This is a genomic window from Streptomyces sp. UW30 (genome assembly GCF_008042075.1).
Lineage (GTDB): Bacteria > Actinomycetota > Actinomycetes > Streptomycetales > Streptomycetaceae > Streptomyces.
Genome location: NZ_RDBN01000053.1, coordinates 954,689 through 970,712 on the forward strand (window position 1 = coordinate 954,689; position 16,024 = coordinate 970,712).

Genomic DNA, 16,024 nt, shown 5'->3' on the forward strand with positions numbered 1-16,024 from the left:
CAGGCAGTGCCCCCGTGCTCGTACGAAGCACGGGGGCACTGCCATGTGCGGGGCGCTCAGCCGGTGTTGCGCAGGCCGGCGGCCACGCCGTTCACGGTGAGGAGCAGGGCGCGGGCGAGCAGCGGATCGACTTCGGCCCCCGCCGCCGCGGCGTCGCGCTGGCGCTTGAGCAGGGTGACCTGGAGGTAGGAGATGGGGTCCAGGTAGGCGTCGCGGATGGCGAAGGTCTGCTTCAGGACGGGCTGGGCGTCGAGGAGTTCGGCCTCGCCGGTCACCTTCAGGACTTCCGCGACGGTCAGTTCGTGTTCGGCGCGGATGGTGTCGAAGACGTGCTTCAGCTCGTCCGGTACGAGGGTGTCGACGTAGTGCGTGGCGATCCGCAGGTCGGTCTTGGCGAGCGTCATCTCGACGTTGGAGATGAAGTTGCGGAAGAAGTGCCACTGCTCGTGCATCTCGTCGAGAACCGTGTCCAGGCCCGCCTCGCGCAGCGCCTTGAGACCGGAGCCCACACCGAACCAGCCGGGCACGATCTGCCGCGACTGGGTCCAGCCGAACACCCACGGGATGGCGCGCAGCCCGTCGAGCGAGACACCCGAGCCGGGGCGGCGGGAGGGCCGCGAGCCCAGGTGCAGGTCGGCGAGCTGGTCCACCGGCGTCGACGCGAGGAAGTACGTCGGCAGGTCCGGGTCCTCGACGAGCTTGCGGTACGCGGCGTGGGCCGCGTCGCTGACGACGTCCATCGCCGCGTCCCAGCGGGCGAGCGCCTCGCCGGACTGGCGGGGGGCGGTGTGCAGGGCGGAGGCCTGGAGGGTGGCCGCCACCGTCAGCTCCAGGTTCTCCCTGGCCAGGGAGGGCACGAGGTACTTGTCGGAGATGACCTCGCCCTGCTCGGTGACCTTGATCTCGCCTTCGAGGGTGCCCCAGGGCTGGGCGAGGATCGCGTCGTGCGAGGGGCCGCCACCGCGGCCGACGGTGCCGCCGCGGCCGTGGAAGAGGCGCAGGCGGACGCCGTAGCGGTGGGCGACGTCGCGCAGGCGGCGCTGGGCGCGGTGGATCTCCCACTGGCTGGTGGTGATGCCGCCGAACTTGGAGGAGTCGGAGTAGCCGAGCATGACCTCCTGGACGTCCCCGCGCAGAGCCACGAGCCTGCGGTACGACGGGTCGGAGAGCATGTCCTCCAGGATCGTGTCGGCGGCCTTCAGCTCGTCCGTCGTCTCCAGGAGCGGGACGATGCCGATCTTGGCCCAGCCGGCGTGCAGGTCGATCAGGCCGGCCTCGCGGGCGAGGACGGTCGCGGCGAACACGTCGTCGGCGCCCTGGCACATCGAGATGATGTACGACTCGATGACCTCGGGTCCGAAGACCTTGAGCGCCCGCTTGACGGTCTCGAACACGCCGAGGGTCTTCTCGCCGGCCGCGTCCACGGGTGCCGGGGTGGGCGCGAGGGGCCTGCGGGACCGCAGTTCCTTGGCGAGCAGCTTGCCGCGGTACTCGCGGGGCATGTCGGCGTAGCGCCAGGACTCCTCGCCGAGGCGGTCGAAGAGCTGGCCGAGGGCGTGGTGGTGGGCGTCGGCGTGTTCGCGTACGTCCATGGTCGCGAGCTGCAGGCCGAACGCGGACAGCGTGCGGATGGTGCGGTTCATGCGGCCGTCGGCGAAGAGGCCGCCGCGGTGCTCGCGCAGCGAGGTCTGGATCAGCTTCAGGTCGTGCAGCAGCTCGCCGGTGCCGAGGTAGTCGCGCCCGGCCTCGTGGGGGATGCCCTTGGCGAGGCGCAGCTTGGTGTTCTCCAGCTTCTGCCGGATGCAGGTGGCCTTGAGCCGGTAGGGCTCCTCGGCATTGAGGCGCTTGTAGCGGGGGCTGATCTCGGGGAGGGCGTCGAGGTCGGCCTTGAGGGACTCCAGGAGTTCCTCGGTGGCGCCGGTGTAGCGGATGGAGTTCGACAGGAAGCCGCGCAGCTCGTCGATCAGCTCCAGGGCGTCGTTGATGCCGTGCTCGTGCTGGAGGATGAGGACGTCCCAGGTCACCTGGGGGGTGACGTTGGGGTTGCCGTCGCGGTCGCCGCCGATCCAGGTGCCGAAGGTGAGCGGGCGGGTGGCGTCGGGGAGCTTGTGTCCGACGCGCTCCAGCTCCGCGGTCAGGTCCTCAAGGACGTCGCCGACGGCGCCGGCGTGCAGTTCGTCGAGGTAGTAGATGGCGTTGCGGGCCTCGTCGGCGGGCTCGGGGCGTACGACGCGCAGCTCGTCGGTCTGCCAGACGAGGTCGATGTTCTCGGCCAGTCGGGTGTCGTGCCGGCGGCGGTCGCCTTCGAGGACGGGGGTCTCCAGGAGCGCGGCGATGCGCCGGAGCTTGTTGAGGACCGAGCGGCGGGCGGCCTCGGTGGGGTGCGCGGTGAAGACCGGGCGGACGTTGAGGTGCTCGACCGTCTGGCGCAGGTGCTCGGGGTCGGCGTCCTTCAGGCGGTCGGCCGTCCGGGCGAGAAGGCCGCCCTCGGCGGCGCGCCGGGCGCGCAGCTCGCGGCCTCGGTGGACCTGCTCGGTGACGTTGGCCAGGTGGAAGTAGGTGGAGAAGGCGCGGACCAGCTTGGCCGCGGTGTCCAACTCCGTGCCTCGCAGGAGTTCGGCGGCGGCTTCGCCGTCCTCGCGGGTGAGACGGCGGACCTTCTCGACGAGTTCGAGCAGCTCGGGGCCCTCCTGGCGGACCAGGGTCTCGCCGAGGAGGTCACCCAGTCGGCGGATGTCGGCGCGCAGCTCGGTGCTGGTGGTCGTCTGAGACACGGTCTGGTCGTCGGCACTGCTCACAGGTGCGGCTCCTTGCAGTGTTGAAGCTCGTCCGGGAGGGAACCCGGGGGCAGGTGCCGCGCGGCGGGTGCCGCATACGGCTCCTGACATCCGGGAAGAATTCAGAGCGGACCGCGCTGTCCGACCGACTCCCAGGATAGGTGTCGATGCGGACGCGCAGTCTCTCGGGCTCTTGCTGCCGGGCGACGCACTGCCATACTTACGACGCCGTAGGTTACGGAGCCGTAGGGACCGTTGTAACGGAACCTGGGAACAGTTCCTGCGACCCCGGCACCTGCCAAAACCCTCGACCCCACAGGGGACGCCCATGACCACGAGCTCCGATGTGATCGAAGACGCCCCGAAGGCGAACGACGACACCACGACCTCCTCAGCCACGCTCGGCGGCGAGAAGAAGGGGTCGCTCGAGCAGTTCGCGCTTCTCCTCTTCATCGTCGTCCCGTTCCTGGCGCTGGCCGCCGCGGTGCCGCTGGCCTGGGGCTGGGGCGTGAGCTGGCTCGACCTCGGTCTGCTGGTCTTCTTCTACTACCTCGCCTGCCACGGCGTCACGATCGGCTATCACCGCTACTTCACCCACGGGTCCTTCAAGGCGAAGCGCCCGCTGCGCATCGCGCTCGCCATCGCGGGCTCGATGGCGGTGGAGGGCCCGCTGGTCCGCTGGGTCGCGGACCACCGCAAGCACCACAAGTTCTCCGACGCGGAGGGTGACCCGCACTCCCCGTGGCGTTACGGCGAGAGCGTTCCGGCGCTGATGAAGGGCCTGTGGTGGGCGCACATCGGCTGGATGTTCGACGAGGAGCGCACCCCGCAGGACAAGTACGCGCCGGATCTGATCAAGGACACGGCGATCCGGACGATCTCCCGTCAGTTCATCTACTGGACGATGCTGTCGCTGGCGCTGCCCGCCCTGATCGGCGGTCTGGTGACGATGTCCTGGTGGGGCGCGTTCACGGGCTTCTTCTGGGGCTCGCTGGTGCGGGTGGCGCTGCTGCACCACGTGACGTGGTCGATCAACTCGATCTGCCACGCGGTGGGCAAGCGGCCGTTCAAGTCGCGTGACATGTCCGGCAACGTGTGGTGGCTGGCGGTCCTGTCCTGCGGCGAGTCCTGGCACAACCTGCACCACGCGGACCCGACGTCCGCGCGGCACGGTGTGGAGCGCGGGCAGATCGACTCCTCGGCGCGGATCATCCGCTGGTGCGAGCAGTTCGGCTGGGCGTATGACGTGCGCTGGCCGTCACGCTCGCGTATCGATTCGCGCCGGAACACCGAGGATGGCGGCTCCCGGCGCCGGAAGGAACCCGTAAAGGCGGCATGATTGACGCCGTGGCGACCGACTCCAGCAGCACCCCCGGCAATGAGAAGCAGCGGCGGACGCGCCGTACCCGGATGACCGGTGCGGAGCGCCGCCAGCAGCTGTTGGAGATCGGTCGCACCCTGTTCGCCGCGAAGGGCTTCGAGGGCACGTCGGTGGAGGAGATCGCGGCGAAAGCCGGGGTGTCCAAGCCGGTGGTGTACGAGCATTTCGGCGGCAAGGAGGGGCTGTACGCGGTCGTCGTGGACCGTGAGATGCGCCGGCTGCTGGACATGGTGACCGGCTCTCTCACGGCCGGCCACCCGCGTGAGCTGTGCGAACAGGCGGCTTTCGCCCTCCTGGACTACATCGAGGAGAACACGGACGGCTTCCGCATCCTGGTCCGTGACTCGCCCATCCCCCAGTCGACGGGGTCCTTCGCCTCGCTGATCTCGGACATCGCCACCCAGGTGGAGGACATCCTGGGCCGCGAGTTCAAGAGCCGGGGCTTCGACCCCAAGCTGGCCCCCCTGTACGCGCAGGCCCTGGTCGGCATGGTCGCCCTGACCGGCCAGTGGTGGCTGGACGTGCGCCGCCCGAAGAAGGCGGAGGTGGCGGCTCATCTGGTGAATCTGGCCTGGCACGGGCTGGACGGCCTGGAGGCGAAGCCTCACCTGATAGGGCGCCGCAAGAGCTGACGCCCCGGGCCGCCGATGCCCGTGCCCTCCGTGCTCGGCCGGAACGCTCAGTGCTTGAAGGTGTCCTTTCCCTTCTCCTTCGCCTGACGCGCGTCGCCCTTCACCTGGTCGGCCTTGCCCTCGGCGGTCATGCGCTCGTTGCCGACGGCGCGGCCCACCGCTTCCTTTGCCTTGCCCTTGGCCTTTTCCGTCATGGCCTTGGCCTTCTCGTCCTTCGCCATGTTCCTCACCTCCGCAAGGTTCGAACTCACTGTCCCCCAGCGGGTGACCCTGCGCGGCGCCACTCAAACAGCGGTCAGGGGCTCCAGGAACTCCAGCCGGTTGCCCACCGGGTCCTGCGAGTGGAAGCGCCGGTGCCCGGGCAGGTTCTCGTCCCACTCCACCCGTGCCCCGTGCACCTGGAGCCGGGCGCCGTACCGCTCGATATCCGCGACCCGCAGCCCCGGATGCGCCTTGTTCGCCGGCCGGAAGTCCCTCTCGATGCCGAGATGCAGTTGCACGCCGCCCGCCTGGAACCAGCAGCCGCCGCGTGCGGCGAGCACGGGTGGCTTCGGGATCTCGGTCATGCCGAGGACGCCCACGTAGTACGTCCGCAGCCGCTCCTCCGTGCCGGGCGGCGCCGAGAGCTGCACATGGTCGACGGCGGTGATCATCACGCCTCCTTGCGGGCCACGGCGAAGATCCGGCGGAACGGGAAGGGCGTGCCGTGTGCCCCGGCGGGATAGGCCTCGCGCAGGGCCGCCCGGTACTCGTCCAGGAAGGCGTCCCGCCGCTCGGGTTCGTCGGCGAGGGCGGTGAGGACCGGCCGCAGTCCCGTGCCCTTCACCCAGTCCAGCACCGGATCCTCGCCGGTCAGGAGGTGGACGTACGTCGTCTCCCACACGTCGGCCGTGCAGCCCAGGTCGGCCAGCCTGCCCAGATACGCCTGCGGGGTGAGCACGGCGTCGTCGTGGCGCAGGGTGTCGGTGAGGCCGTGCCGGGTCGCGAGGTCGCGCATGAGGCGGTGGCTCGGGGCGTCGAAGTTGCCGGGGACCTGGAAGGCGAAGGTGCCGCCGGGGCGCAGGCCCGCCACCCAGGCGCCGAAGCGCTCCGCGTGCCCCGGCACCCACTGGAGCGTGGCGTTGCTGATGATCAGGTCGTACGGCTCCTCGGGCGTCCACGTCCGTACGTCGGCGTGGGCGAAGTCGAGGTGCCCGCCGCCGGCCGTCGGCCCCTCGTGTTCGACGTGGGCCTTGTCGAGCATCTCGGCGGAGTTGTCGTGGCCGGTGATGTGCGCGGCGGGCCAGCGCTCGGCGAGCACGGCGGTGACGTTGCCGGGGCCGCAGCCGAGGTCGGCGATGCGGGGGCGGTTCCACGTCGAGGTCCGGGCGCTCCCGGCGCCATGCTGCGACCAGCCGATCGACCTCGTCCTCCATGACGATCAGTGTAGTGGTTGTGTCGACGTGAAGTCTCTTGACGTCAAGATATCTTGCGGGGCAGGCGTACTGGGCGGGGTCCCAGGTGGGGGCGGCGGCAGCGGACATGGCGGGGTCTCCTGTCTGTCGCTTTCTGTCGCCGTCCAGCCTGCCCCGCAAGATATCTTGACGTCAAGAGACTTCACGTCGACACAACCACTACACTGATCGTCATGGAGGACGAGGTCGATCGGCTGGTCGCAGCATGGCGCCGGGAGCGCCCGGACCTCGACGTGGAACCGCTCGAGGTGCTCAGCCGGGTCAGCAGACTCGCCCGGCATCTGGACCGCGCACGCCGGCTGGCCTTCTCCGAGCACAGCCTGGAGCCCTGGGAGTTCGACGTGCTGACCGCGCTCAGGCGCGCGGGAACGCCGTATCAGCTCTCCCCGGGACAGCTGCTGACCCAGACCCTGGTCACCTCCGGCACGATGACGAACCGCATCGACCGCCTGGCCAAGAAGGGCCTGGTGGAGCGCCTGCCCGACCCCAGCGACCGGCGCGGAGTCCTCGTCCGCCTCACGGACGAGGGCCGCGACCGCGCCGACCAGGCGCTCGCCGGCCTGCTGGACCAGGAGCGCGCGATCCTCGCGGAGCTGTCCCGCGCCCAGCGAGGTGAACTGGCCGGTCTGCTGCGGCAGCTGACGGCCCCGTTCGACAACATCCCTGGCTAGGCGCTCCGCTGGGAGAGCCGGATGAGTAGTGCCGCGCTGTGTCGTCGGTTGGCTGCGGCGCCGTTGTGGCTGGTCGCGCAGTTCCCCGCGCCCCTTAGGGGCGTTGCTGCTCAGCGGTGTTGCTCAGGCGCTGCTGCTCTCCTCCGGCAGGATCCGGGCCGTCGGCCCCAGGTCCACCGGCCCCACCCCGGCCCGCCGCGCGAGCGCGACCGCGGCCAGCGTCGAGTGGACGCCCAGTTTGCCGAGAACGTTCTGCATGTGGGTGCGGACGGTGTGCGGGGAGAGATACAGGCGCTCGGCGACGGCCTTGCGCCCCAGTCCCGCCACCATGCACCGAAGCACCTCTCGCTCGCGCGGCGTCAGTGACTCCACCAGCCGTTCGCTCTCGGTGCGGTGCTTGCGGGCCGCCGTCAGCTCCCGCAGCACCCCGGTGAGCAGGGCCGGCGGCAGATGGGTCTCGTCGCGCAGCACCCCCCGGATGACGGTGAGCAGCCGGGACAGCGAGCAGTCCTTGGCCACCCACCCGGACGCCCCGGCCTGCAGTGCGAGCGCGGCCCGGCGCGGATCGTCCTTCTCGGCGAGGACGACGATCCGTACCGCGGGCTGCCCGGAGCGGACCCCGGCGACCAGCGAGATACCGTCCACGAGCCCGTCCTCGCCCACCTCCTGCACGGGCACGGCGGGCCGGACACCAGGCACGTTGCCACCCAGGTCGGCGTCGACGAGCAGGACGTCGAACCGGCGCCCCTCGGCGGCCGCGCGCTCCAGGCTGCGCAGCGCCGCCGGACCGCTGCCGGCCGCGGAGACGTCGACGTCGGGCTCGGCTGCCAGGGCGGCGGCGAGCGACTCGGCGAAGATGCGATGGTCGTCGACGACCAGCACTCGGATGCGAACCACGAAACCCCCTTCCCCAAGCTCTCGAAGAGCAGGGGATACCCCATCGTCAAAGGACGACACCGGGAGACGAACACCGTCGCAGGCACGACGCCCGAAGCGCGGATGGCGCACGGCCGCCGCCGTGCAGAAACTGCTACCCCCACTTCGGGCGTCGTACCCGACCTGTCTCGCCCCCTGATCAGCTCCGGCCCCCACCGGTGCTGTTCATCAGGGTACGGCCGGGGGGCAGGAGCGGAAGGTAATTTGCAGAACTGGTTGTCCAGCGCGTTTATGGTGAGCCGCATGTTTCGTCTGGAGACAGAAGTCGACAAATCCCGGCACGATCTGCTTCGCCGCCGGCTGCGGGACACCAACACCGCGCTCTCCCCGACCCTGCGCGCCCTGCGCGGAACCCCAGGTGAACGCGAACTTCCGCTCCAGGTATGGGCGTTGGACGACTTCGGCGCCCTGGCCGGCGGTCTCGTCGGGCACACCTGGACCACCTGGCTCCATGTCACGTACCTCTGGGTCGACGGACGCCACCGCGGCAGCGGGCTCGGTTCGCAGTTGCTCGCACACGCGGAGGGCATGGCCCGCTTCGAGCGGGGCTGCACCGCGGCGCGCGTGGAGACATGGGACTTCCAGGCGCCGGGGTTCTACCGGAAGCGGGGATATGAGGTCGTGTGCGTGATCCCGGACTATCCGCCGGGGATCACGGAGTACACGCTGACCAAACATCTGGGATCAAGCTGAGTCTCAGTGTCGTCTCAGACACCACCTCTACCCTCCGCCCCATGAGCATGCTGCGGAAGCTGAACTCGAAGATCGGCGCGACGACCGGATACCAGCTGCGCAAGGTGCCGGCCGCGCGGCCGGCGCCCGGGAATCTCAACGCCATACCGAAGCCGCGGGGTCCCCGCCCGCAGCGGCCCGCGGCCGAGGCGGCGCCCGAGCCGGTGGATCCGGCCGTGGACCGGCTGCTGGAGCGGCCGGTGTTCATCCTGACGTCGGTGCGCTCCGGATCGACCCTGCTGCGGATGATGCTGGGCGCGCACTCCCGGCTGCACGCCTCGCACGAGCTGCATCTGACCGGCCTGGAGGTGTACTTCAAGACCCACAGCCCGACCGAGAAGTCCATGCGCGCCCTCGGGCTCGGCCACGAGGCGCTCGAAGCGCTGCTGTGGGACCGCACCCTGCACCGGGAGCTGGTGAAGTCCGGCAAGTCGTTCGTCGTGGAGAAGACCCCGGGCAACGCGTTCGCGTGGCGGCGCATCGCCGAGGCCTGGCCCGACGCGCGCTTCGTCTTCCTGCGCCGGCACCCGGCCGCGGTGGCCCGGTCGTGGCATGAGGCCGTCCCGGACCGCACCGCCGATGACGCGGCCGGCCGTGTGCTGGCGTACATGGAGGCCATGGAGGAGGCGTACGCCGAGGTCGGCGGGCACATCCTGCGCTACGAGGACCTCACCGCCGACCCCGCCGCCGCACTCCGCGGCATCTGCGGCTTCCTGGAGCTGGAGTACGAGCCCGGCATGCTCGACTACGGCAGCAGCCTGGAGGGCGCAGTGCTGGGCGGCGGCTTCGGCGACTGGAACGACAAGATCCGCTCCGGCCGGGTGCAGCCCGACCGGCCCGCGCCGGCGCAGGACGAGATCGCCGACGCGCTGCTGCCGATGTGCCGTGCGTGGGGGTACCTCTAGCACGTGCGCGTGGGGTACCCCCGGGCCTTCCGGGGTCAGCTCACCCGTCGCGCCCCGGCCGCCGGCACCGCCTCGAACGTGCGCGGTGCGGCGAAGCCGGCGGCGGCGAAGGCCTCCTCGACCGCCTTGGTGAGGGTCTCCACGTCCGCCGCCTCGGCCAGCACGATCGCCGAGCCGCCGAAGCCGCCGCCCGTCATACGGGCGCCCAGGGCGCCACTGGCCAGGGCGGTGTCCACGACCAGGTCCAGCTCCGGGCAGGAGATGCGGAAGTCGTCCCGCAGCGAGGCGTGCCCCGCCGTCAGGACCGGGCCGATCGCGCGCGTCCCGCCCGACTCCAGCAGGGCGACGACCTGCTCGACGCGCTGGTCCTCGGTGACGACGTGCCGCACCAGGCGGCGCACCTCCTCGTCGTCGCCGAGCCGGTCGAGGGCCGCGTCCAGGTCGTCGTAGGCGATGTCCCGCAGCGCGTCCACGCCCAGCAGTGCGGCGCCCTTCTCGCAGCCCGCGCGCCGCTTGCCGTACTCGCCCTCGCTGTGGGAGTGCTTGACCCGGGTGTCGACGACCAGCAGCCGCATGCCCTCGGCGGCCAGGTCGAAGGGGATCTGCTTCTGGGAGAGGTCGCGCGTGTCGAGGAACAGCGCGTGGCCGGCCTCGCAGCAGGCGGACGCCGTCTGGTCCATGATCCCGACGGGGGCGCCGACGTACACGTTCTCGGCGCGCTGGCACAGCCGGGCCAGCTGCCAGCCCTTCTGCCCCAGGTCGTACAGGTCGTTCAGGGCGAGCGCCACGACGACCTCCAGGGCCGCCGACGACGACAGGCCGGCGCCCGCCGGGACCGTCGAGGCCAGGTGGATGTCGGCGCCGGTCACCGCGTGGCCGGCCTGGCGCAGCGCCCAGACCACACCCGACGGGTACGCCGTCCAGTCACGGTCGGACTCGGGCTCCAGCGCGTCGACGCGCAGTTCCACGACGCCGCCCTCGACGTCCGCCGAGTGCAGCCGCAGGACGCCGTCGTCGCGCCGCGAGAGTGCCGCGATCGCGGTGTGCGGCAGGGCGAACGGCATGACGAAGCCGTCGTTGTAGTCGGTGTGCTCGCCGATCAGGTTGACCCGGCCCGGCGCCGCCCACACCCCCTCCGGCTCGGTCCCGTACAGCTCCCTGAACCGCTCGGCGACCGTGGCTGCCGTGTCGACGCTCATCCCCTGCCCCTGACCTTCCGTGCTGAACCGGCCGGATCGGCCGGTGAGTTGACCGGCCGAACAGCCGTAGAACTTAGCCTGCCCGCCGCTGCGCGAACTCCCACGCGTCCGCGACGATGCCCGCGAGGTCCGCGCGGGACGGGTTCCAGCCGAGCCGCTCGCGGGCGGTGTCGGCGGAGGCGACCAGGACCGCCGGGTCGCCGCCCCGGCGCGGGGCCGTGACCTCGGGGATCGGGTGCCCGGTGACCTGGCGGACGGTCTCGATGACCTGGCGGACGGAGAAGCCGTTGCCATTGCCGAGGTTGCAGATGAGGTGCTCGCCCGGCTTGGCCGCCTTCAGCGCCAGCAGGTGGGCGTCGGCCAGGTCGGCGACGTGGATGTAGTCGCGCACGCAGGTGCCGTCCGGCGTCGGGTAGTCGTCGCCGAAGACGGAGATCGCCTCGCGCCGGCCCTGGGCGACCTGGAGGACGAGCGGGATCAGGTGCGACTCGGGGTCGTGGCGCTCGCCGCAGTCGCCGTAGGCGCCCGCGACGTTGAAGTACCTGAGGGAGACGGCACCGAGGCCGTGGGCCGCCGCCTCGCCGGTGATCATGTGGTCGACGGCGAGCTTGGAGGCGCCGTAGGGGTTCGTGGGCCGGGTGGGCGCCGACTCGACGATCGGGACCTCGGCCGGCTCACCGTAGGTGGCGGCCGTGGAGGAGAAGACGAGCTTGCGCACGCCGGCCTCGCGCATGGCGCCGAGCAGCGCCATGGTGCCGCCGACGTTGTTGTCCCAGTACTTCTCCGGCTTCACGACCGACTCGCCGACCTGCGAGAACGCGGCGAAGTGCAGCACCGCGTCGAAGGAGGAGTCCAGCCACTTGGCGGCGTCGCGGATGTCGCCCTCGATGAAGGACGCCCCGGACGGCACCCCCTCTCGGAAGCCGGTGCTGAGGTTGTCGAGTACGACGACCTCCTCACCCGCCTCGATCAGGTGCTGCGCGACCACGCTGCCCACGTAACCCGCGCCACCGGTGACCAGAAACTTCCCACTCATCTACTCGCTACCTCTCGCAGTCGCTCGGCCGCGTGCTCCGGCGGCACGTCGTTGATGAACACACTCATGCCGGACTCGGAACCCGCGAGGAACTTCAGCTTGCCGGAAGTGCGGCGGATGGTGAAAAGCTCGAGGTGAAGCGCGAAATCCTCACGCACCACGCCCTCGAAGTCCTCCAGCTGCCCGAACGGCGCCTGATGCCAGGCGGCGATGTACGGCGTCGGAGGCTCACCTTCCCCGAAGATCCGGTCGAAGCGCCTCAAGAGTTCCAGATAAACCTTGGGGAACTCTGAGCGCGCCTCCTCGTCGAGGGCGAGCAGATCGGGCACCCGGCGCTTCGGGTACAGGTGGACCTCGTACGGCCAGTGCGCGGCGTACGGCACGAAGGCCAGCCAGTGTTCACTCTCCAGGACGACCCGTCGGCCGGCGAGTTCACGCCGCAGGACCGTGTCGAAGAGGTTCTCCCCGCCGGTGGCGTCCTTGTGGGCGGCCAGGGAGCGCAGCATCAGGGCGGTGCGCGGGGTGGTGAAGGGGTAGGCGTAGATCTGCCCGTGCGGGTGGCCGAGGGTGACACCGATCTCGGCGCCGCGGTTCTCGAAGCAGAACACCTGCTCGACGCAGGGCAGTGAGGACAGCTCGGACGTGCGGTCCGTCCACGCGTCCAGGACCAGCCGGGCCTGCTCCTCGGTCAGGCGGGCGAAGGACGCGTTGTGGTCAGAGGTGAAGCAGACGACCTCGCAGCGCCCGGAGTCGCCGGCGAGCGAGGGGAAGCGGTTCTCGAAGACGACGACGTCGTAGGACGAGTCCGGGATCTCGCTCAGCCGGTCGCCCTGCGAGGGGCACAGCGGGCACTGGTCGGCCGGCGGGTGATACGTACGACCCTGCCGGTGCGAGGCGATGGCGACCTCGTCGCCGAGCAGCACGTCGTGACGGACCTCGGACGACGTGACGGTCCGCTCCAGAGGGCGGCGGTCGACCGCGTCCCGCACCGCGTCGTCACGCAGGTCGTAGTAGATGAGCTCACGACCGTCGGCCAGTCGGGTCGAGGTCTTCTTCACGCCGGACTCCATTCGAGCCACTCAAGTCCATCAAACAGAACTAAACACAGAGAAACACAACTCACCATCCCAGTCAACATCACAATCAAACAAAGAGCATCAACGGACGTGTTCAATTGCTGAACACGTGGGCGTAGGTTCCGCTCTGTATCGGTTCGCCCAACGAAGCGAGTACACATGCAAACCCCCACAGAATCCCCCACCTACCTCGCCGCCGAGCTACGGCTCCCCACGAACTGGCTCGACTACACGCTGCTCGGTATCTACTTCGTCGTCGTGCTGGGGATCGGCTTCGCGGCCCGCCGCTCGGTGAAGACCACCCTCGACTTCTTCCTCTCCGGCCGCTCCCTGCCCGCCTGGGTCACCGGCCTGGCGTTCATCTCCGCCAACCTCGCCGCCACCGAGATCCTCGGCATGGCCGCCAACAGTGCCCAGTACGGTGCCTACACCGTCCACTGGTACTGGATCGGCGCCATCCCGGCCATGGTCTTTCTCGGCCTGGTGATGATGCCCTTCTACTACGGCAGCAAGGTCCGCTCGGTCCCGGAATTCCTGCTCCTGCGCTTCGACAGAGGGGCACATCTGCTCAGTTCGATCCTGTTCGCCTTCGCCGCGATCCTGATCGCCGGAGTGAACCTGTACGCCCTGGCGATCGTGGTCGAGGCCCTGCTGGGCTGGCCGCAGTGGGTGGCCATCGTGGTCGCCGGCTTCTTCGTCCTCGCGTACATCACCCTCGGCGGCCTGTCCTCCGCGATCTACAACGAGGTCCTGCAGTTCTTCGTGGTCCTGGCCGCGCTGATCCCGATCACCGTGCTGGCGCTGAAGAAGGTGGGCGGCTGGGACGGCCTGAGCGACAAGCTGACCCGGACCCACGGCGACGACTTCGTCACCGCCTGGGGCGGCACGGGCATCGGCGAGGCGAACCCGCTGGGCGCGAACTGGCTGACGATCGTCCTCGGCCTCGGCTTCGTGCTGTCCTTCGGCTACTGGACGACGAACTTCGCGGAGGTCCAGCGGGCGCTGTCCGCGAAGAACCTCTCGGCGGCCCAGCGCACCCCGCTGATCGCGGCGTTCCCCAAGATCTTCATCGTGTTCCTGGTGATGATCCCGGGGCTCGCGGCCGCCGCCCTGGTCCCCGGCTTCGGCACGGAGGAGTCGGGATACCAGTACAACGACGCCATCCCGTATCTGATGGAGGGGCTGCTGCCCAACGGCGTGCTGGGTATCGCGGTAACCGGTCTGCTGGCCGCCTTCATGGCGGGCATGGCGGCGAACGTGTCGTCCTTCAACACGGTGTTCACCACGGACATCTGGGCGAAGTACGTGGTGACGGACCGCGAGGACTCCTACTACGTGCGCTTCGGGCGCCTGATCACGGCGGTCGGTGTGCTGGCGTCGATCGGCACGGCGTTCCTGGCCTCGTCGTTCTCGAACATCATGAGCTACCTCCAGACCCTGTTCTCCTTCTTCAACGTGCCGATGTTCGTGGTCTTCATCGTCGGCATGTTCTGGAAGCGGGCGTCGAGGAAGTCGGGCTTCTGGGGGCTGCTGGCCGGCACGACGGCGGCGATGATCAACTACTTCGTCCTCTACAAGCAGGACATCATCTCGATCCCCTCCGACCAGGGCGCCAACTTCGTCTCCGCGATCGCCGGGTTCGTGGCCGGTGCGGTCGTCATGTTCGCCGTCTCCCTCTTCACGGCTCCCAAGCCGGCGGAGGAACTCCAGGGGCTGGTGTACGGCACCCGGTCCCCGGGCATGGCCGAGCCGCCCGCCGAGGGGGACGACGCGTGGTATCGCAAGCCGGCGCTGCTGGGGTGGGGTGCGGTGGTGCTGGCTGCCGCCTGCTACATCCCGTTCTCGTTCTGACTTCGGAGGATTGACAGACCATGACCGACAACTCCGAACACTCCGAGCATTCCGGGTACTCCGAGCAGGACGTCCAGCGTGAGGTCAGTGCGCTGCAGGAGAAGTCCGCCACGGCTGCCCGTCTCTTCGACATCCGGCGCATCATCGGCGGACTCTTCGTGATCTACGGCGTGATCGTCACGATCGCGGGGCTGACGGACGACCAGGCCGCGATCGACAAGGCCGAGGGCGTCAACATCAACCTCTGGACCGGGCTGGGGATGCTGCTGCTCGGCATCTTCTTCCTGGTCTGGCTGAAGCTACGGCCTACGGCTCCGGCGCCGCCGCGGGTGGAGGGCGAGGGCGGGGAGTGACGGTGGTGGGGGCGGGCGATCGGTGTCTCGCCCCCACCGGACGGGCCGAGTCGGCGCGGCCCTCTACCCGGGCCCCGCCACCCCACCCTCCGCCGACGATGACTGTGGCACCGGTCCCGCGCGGTCCAGCAAGCCCGTGCGTGCCGCCAGTGCCGCTGCCTCCAGGCGGGAGCCGACGCCCAGTTTCATCAGGACTCGTTGGACGTGGGTGCGGGCCGTGGAGGGGGCGATGCCCATGCCGGCGGCGATCAGGCGGGTGTCCTCGCCGTCGGCCACCCGGACCAGGACCTCGACCTCCCGGGGGGTCAGCATCTGGAGCAGGCGCTGGCCCTCGTCGTCCGGTTGGGCCGCGGGGTTGAGCAACTCGCTGAACGCGCCCTGGAGTAGTTGTGGCGCCACCGCGGCCTCGCCCGCCCGCGCCTTCATGATCGCCCGCTCCACGCCCTCTATGCGCTCGTCGTGCCGGACATAGCCGGAGGCCCCCGCCGCGAACGCCGCCGCTATGCCGCGCGGGCTCGGCACGGGGCCGAGGACGAGTACCGCCACCTGCGGGCGCTCCCTCTTGATCTTCACCACCGGGTCGAACATCCCCGGCTCCGCGGGCGTCGCCGTCCCCAGCAGGCACACCTCGGGCGCCCGCGTGATCACCAGCTCCGCCGCCCCCGCGGCGGGCGCCGCCGCGGCCAGCACCCGGTGCCCCCTCAGCTTCAGTGCCGAGGCCAGCGCCTCGGCGAGCAATCGGTGGTCGTCGACCACCATGAGCCGAACTCCCATCGAGCAACCCCCCAGTCCCCCCAATGGATCCCCATCAATACCCAGGACCGGTCGTGCCGGTCCGGACGCCCCACTWTGGATGCCCACTGGTCCGCTACGACAACATCACCGTCAGCGGGGGCACCGTCGCGGCCGGCGGCACCAGCGGCGGCGCCGCCTTCGACCTAGAGTCCGGCAAGCCGCTGTGGGTCCCGAAGGCCAACGACAGCTGCTACGACCTCGGGTATGCGGGCGGCCCCAAGATGGT

General features: G+C 70.1%; 16 protein-coding genes and 2 pseudogenes. 8 read left to right on the forward strand and 10 right to left on the reverse strand.

Annotated features, from left to right (window positions below; translation table 11 throughout):
- Nucleotides 1-56 precede the first annotated feature (56 nt).
- Nucleotides 57-2,798: a phosphoenolpyruvate carboxylase gene (gene ppc, locus EAO75_RS38585; protein ID WP_147999735.1), complete on the reverse strand. Its 2,742-nt coding sequence runs from the start codon at nucleotides 2,796-2,798 to the stop codon at nucleotides 57-59.
- Nucleotides 2,799-3,105: 307 nt separating this feature from the next.
- Between ppc and EAO75_RS38590 the strand changes: the two genes are divergently transcribed.
- Both EAO75_RS38590 and EAO75_RS38595 read left to right on the forward strand, forming a co-directional pair.
- Nucleotides 3,106-4,116 (forward strand): acyl-CoA desaturase, encoded by a 1,011-nt coding sequence (locus EAO75_RS38590; RefSeq protein WP_147999736.1) that lies wholly within the window; start codon nucleotides 3,106-3,108, stop codon nucleotides 4,114-4,116.
- On the forward strand, nucleotides 4,113-4,790 hold the full coding sequence (locus EAO75_RS38595; protein ID WP_147999737.1) for a TetR/AcrR family transcriptional regulator: 678 nt from the start codon (nucleotides 4,113-4,115) through the stop codon (nucleotides 4,788-4,790). The genes EAO75_RS38590 and EAO75_RS38595 overlap by 4 nt, the downstream gene beginning before the upstream one ends.
- A 47-nt stretch (nucleotides 4,791-4,837) precedes the next feature.
- On the opposite strand, the gene EAO75_RS38600 is transcribed toward EAO75_RS38595, so the two are convergent.
- The 4 genes and pseudogenes from EAO75_RS38600 to EAO75_RS48760 form a co-directional block, all read right to left on the reverse strand.
- Nucleotides 4,838-5,011 carry a CsbD family protein gene (locus tag EAO75_RS38600; RefSeq protein WP_147999738.1) on the reverse strand — a complete coding sequence of 58 codons (174 nt, stop codon included), beginning with the start codon at nucleotides 5,009-5,011 and terminating at the stop codon, nucleotides 4,838-4,840.
- A 63-nt stretch (nucleotides 5,012-5,074) separates the two neighbouring features.
- Complete coding sequence (locus tag EAO75_RS38605) at nucleotides 5,075-5,443, reverse strand: VOC family protein (protein WP_147999739.1); 369 nt, start codon at nucleotides 5,441-5,443, stop codon at nucleotides 5,075-5,077.
- A complete protein-coding gene (locus EAO75_RS38610; protein WP_410092847.1) occupies nucleotides 5,443-6,129 on the reverse strand; it encodes a trans-aconitate 2-methyltransferase in 687 nt (228 codons plus the stop codon). Before EAO75_RS38610 ends, EAO75_RS38605 begins: the two co-directional genes overlap by 1 nt.
- A 3-nt stretch (nucleotides 6,130-6,132) precedes the next feature.
- A pseudogene (locus tag EAO75_RS48760) lies at nucleotides 6,133-6,205 on the reverse strand (MarR family transcriptional regulator); the annotation flags it as partial.
- 212 nt (nucleotides 6,206-6,417) lie between these two features.
- Here EAO75_RS48760 and tamR point away from each other — a divergent pair.
- A complete protein-coding gene (tamR, locus tag EAO75_RS38615) occupies nucleotides 6,418-6,915 on the forward strand; it encodes a MarR family transcriptional regulator TamR (RefSeq protein WP_059196100.1) in 498 nt (165 codons plus the stop codon).
- Nucleotides 6,916-7,038: 123 nt separating this feature from the next.
- On the opposite strand, the gene EAO75_RS38620 is transcribed toward tamR, so the two are convergent.
- A complete protein-coding gene (locus EAO75_RS38620) occupies nucleotides 7,039-7,812 on the reverse strand; it encodes a LuxR C-terminal-related transcriptional regulator (protein WP_147999741.1) in 774 nt (257 codons plus the stop codon).
- A gap of 270 nt (nucleotides 7,813-8,082) precedes the next feature.
- Between EAO75_RS38620 and EAO75_RS38625 the strand changes: the two genes are divergently transcribed.
- Both EAO75_RS38625 and EAO75_RS38630 read left to right on the forward strand, forming a co-directional pair.
- The gene (locus EAO75_RS38625; RefSeq protein WP_147999742.1) at nucleotides 8,083-8,544 is read left to right on the forward strand and encodes a GNAT family N-acetyltransferase; all 462 of its coding nucleotides are present in this window, start codon (nucleotides 8,083-8,085) and stop codon (nucleotides 8,542-8,544) included.
- A 41-nt stretch (nucleotides 8,545-8,585) separates the two neighbouring features.
- Nucleotides 8,586-9,488: a sulfotransferase family protein gene (locus EAO75_RS38630; RefSeq protein ID WP_147999743.1), complete on the forward strand. Its 903-nt coding sequence runs from the start codon at nucleotides 8,586-8,588 to the stop codon at nucleotides 9,486-9,488.
- A 35-nt stretch (nucleotides 9,489-9,523) separates the two neighbouring features.
- On the opposite strand, the gene galK is transcribed toward EAO75_RS38630, so the two are convergent.
- The 3 genes from galK to galT all read right to left on the reverse strand — a co-directional run bounded on the left by galK (nucleotide 9,524) and on the right by galT (nucleotide 12,781).
- Nucleotides 9,524-10,687: a galactokinase gene (gene galK / locus EAO75_RS38635; RefSeq protein WP_147999744.1), complete on the reverse strand. Its 1,164-nt coding sequence runs from the start codon at nucleotides 10,685-10,687 to the stop codon at nucleotides 9,524-9,526.
- A 73-nt stretch (nucleotides 10,688-10,760) separates the two neighbouring features.
- Entirely contained in the window at nucleotides 10,761-11,723 is a 963-nt protein-coding gene (gene galE / locus EAO75_RS38640; RefSeq protein WP_147999745.1) for a UDP-glucose 4-epimerase GalE, read from the reverse strand.
- Nucleotides 11,720-12,781, reverse strand: a complete 1,062-nt coding sequence (gene galT, locus EAO75_RS38645) for a galactose-1-phosphate uridylyltransferase (RefSeq protein WP_147999746.1) — start codon at nucleotides 12,779-12,781, stop codon at nucleotides 11,720-11,722. The genes galE and galT overlap by 4 nt, the downstream gene beginning before the upstream one ends.
- A gap of 177 nt (nucleotides 12,782-12,958) precedes the next feature.
- Here galT and EAO75_RS38650 point away from each other — a divergent pair, with 177 nt between their 5' ends.
- Together EAO75_RS38650 and EAO75_RS38655 are read left to right on the forward strand one after the other, a co-directional pair.
- Nucleotides 12,959-14,650 carry a sodium:solute symporter family protein gene (locus tag EAO75_RS38650; protein ID WP_147999747.1) on the forward strand — a complete coding sequence of 564 codons (1,692 nt, stop codon included), beginning with the start codon at nucleotides 12,959-12,961 and terminating at the stop codon, nucleotides 14,648-14,650.
- Nucleotides 14,651-14,670: 20 nt separating this feature from the next.
- On the forward strand, nucleotides 14,671-15,003 hold the full coding sequence (locus tag EAO75_RS38655) for a hypothetical protein (RefSeq protein ID WP_147999748.1): 333 nt from the start codon (nucleotides 14,671-14,673) through the stop codon (nucleotides 15,001-15,003).
- A gap of 63 nt (nucleotides 15,004-15,066) precedes the next feature.
- Here the strand turns inward: EAO75_RS38655 and EAO75_RS38660 are convergent, their stop codons facing one another.
- Nucleotides 15,067-15,777 carry a helix-turn-helix transcriptional regulator gene (locus EAO75_RS38660; RefSeq protein ID WP_147999749.1) on the reverse strand — a complete coding sequence of 237 codons (711 nt, stop codon included), beginning with the start codon at nucleotides 15,775-15,777 and terminating at the stop codon, nucleotides 15,067-15,069.
- Nucleotides 15,778-15,830: 53 nt separating this feature from the next.
- On the opposite strand from EAO75_RS38660, the pseudogene EAO75_RS46250 reads away from it, so the two are divergent.
- Nucleotides 15,831-16,024: pseudogene (locus EAO75_RS46250) on the forward strand (hypothetical protein); the annotation flags it as partial.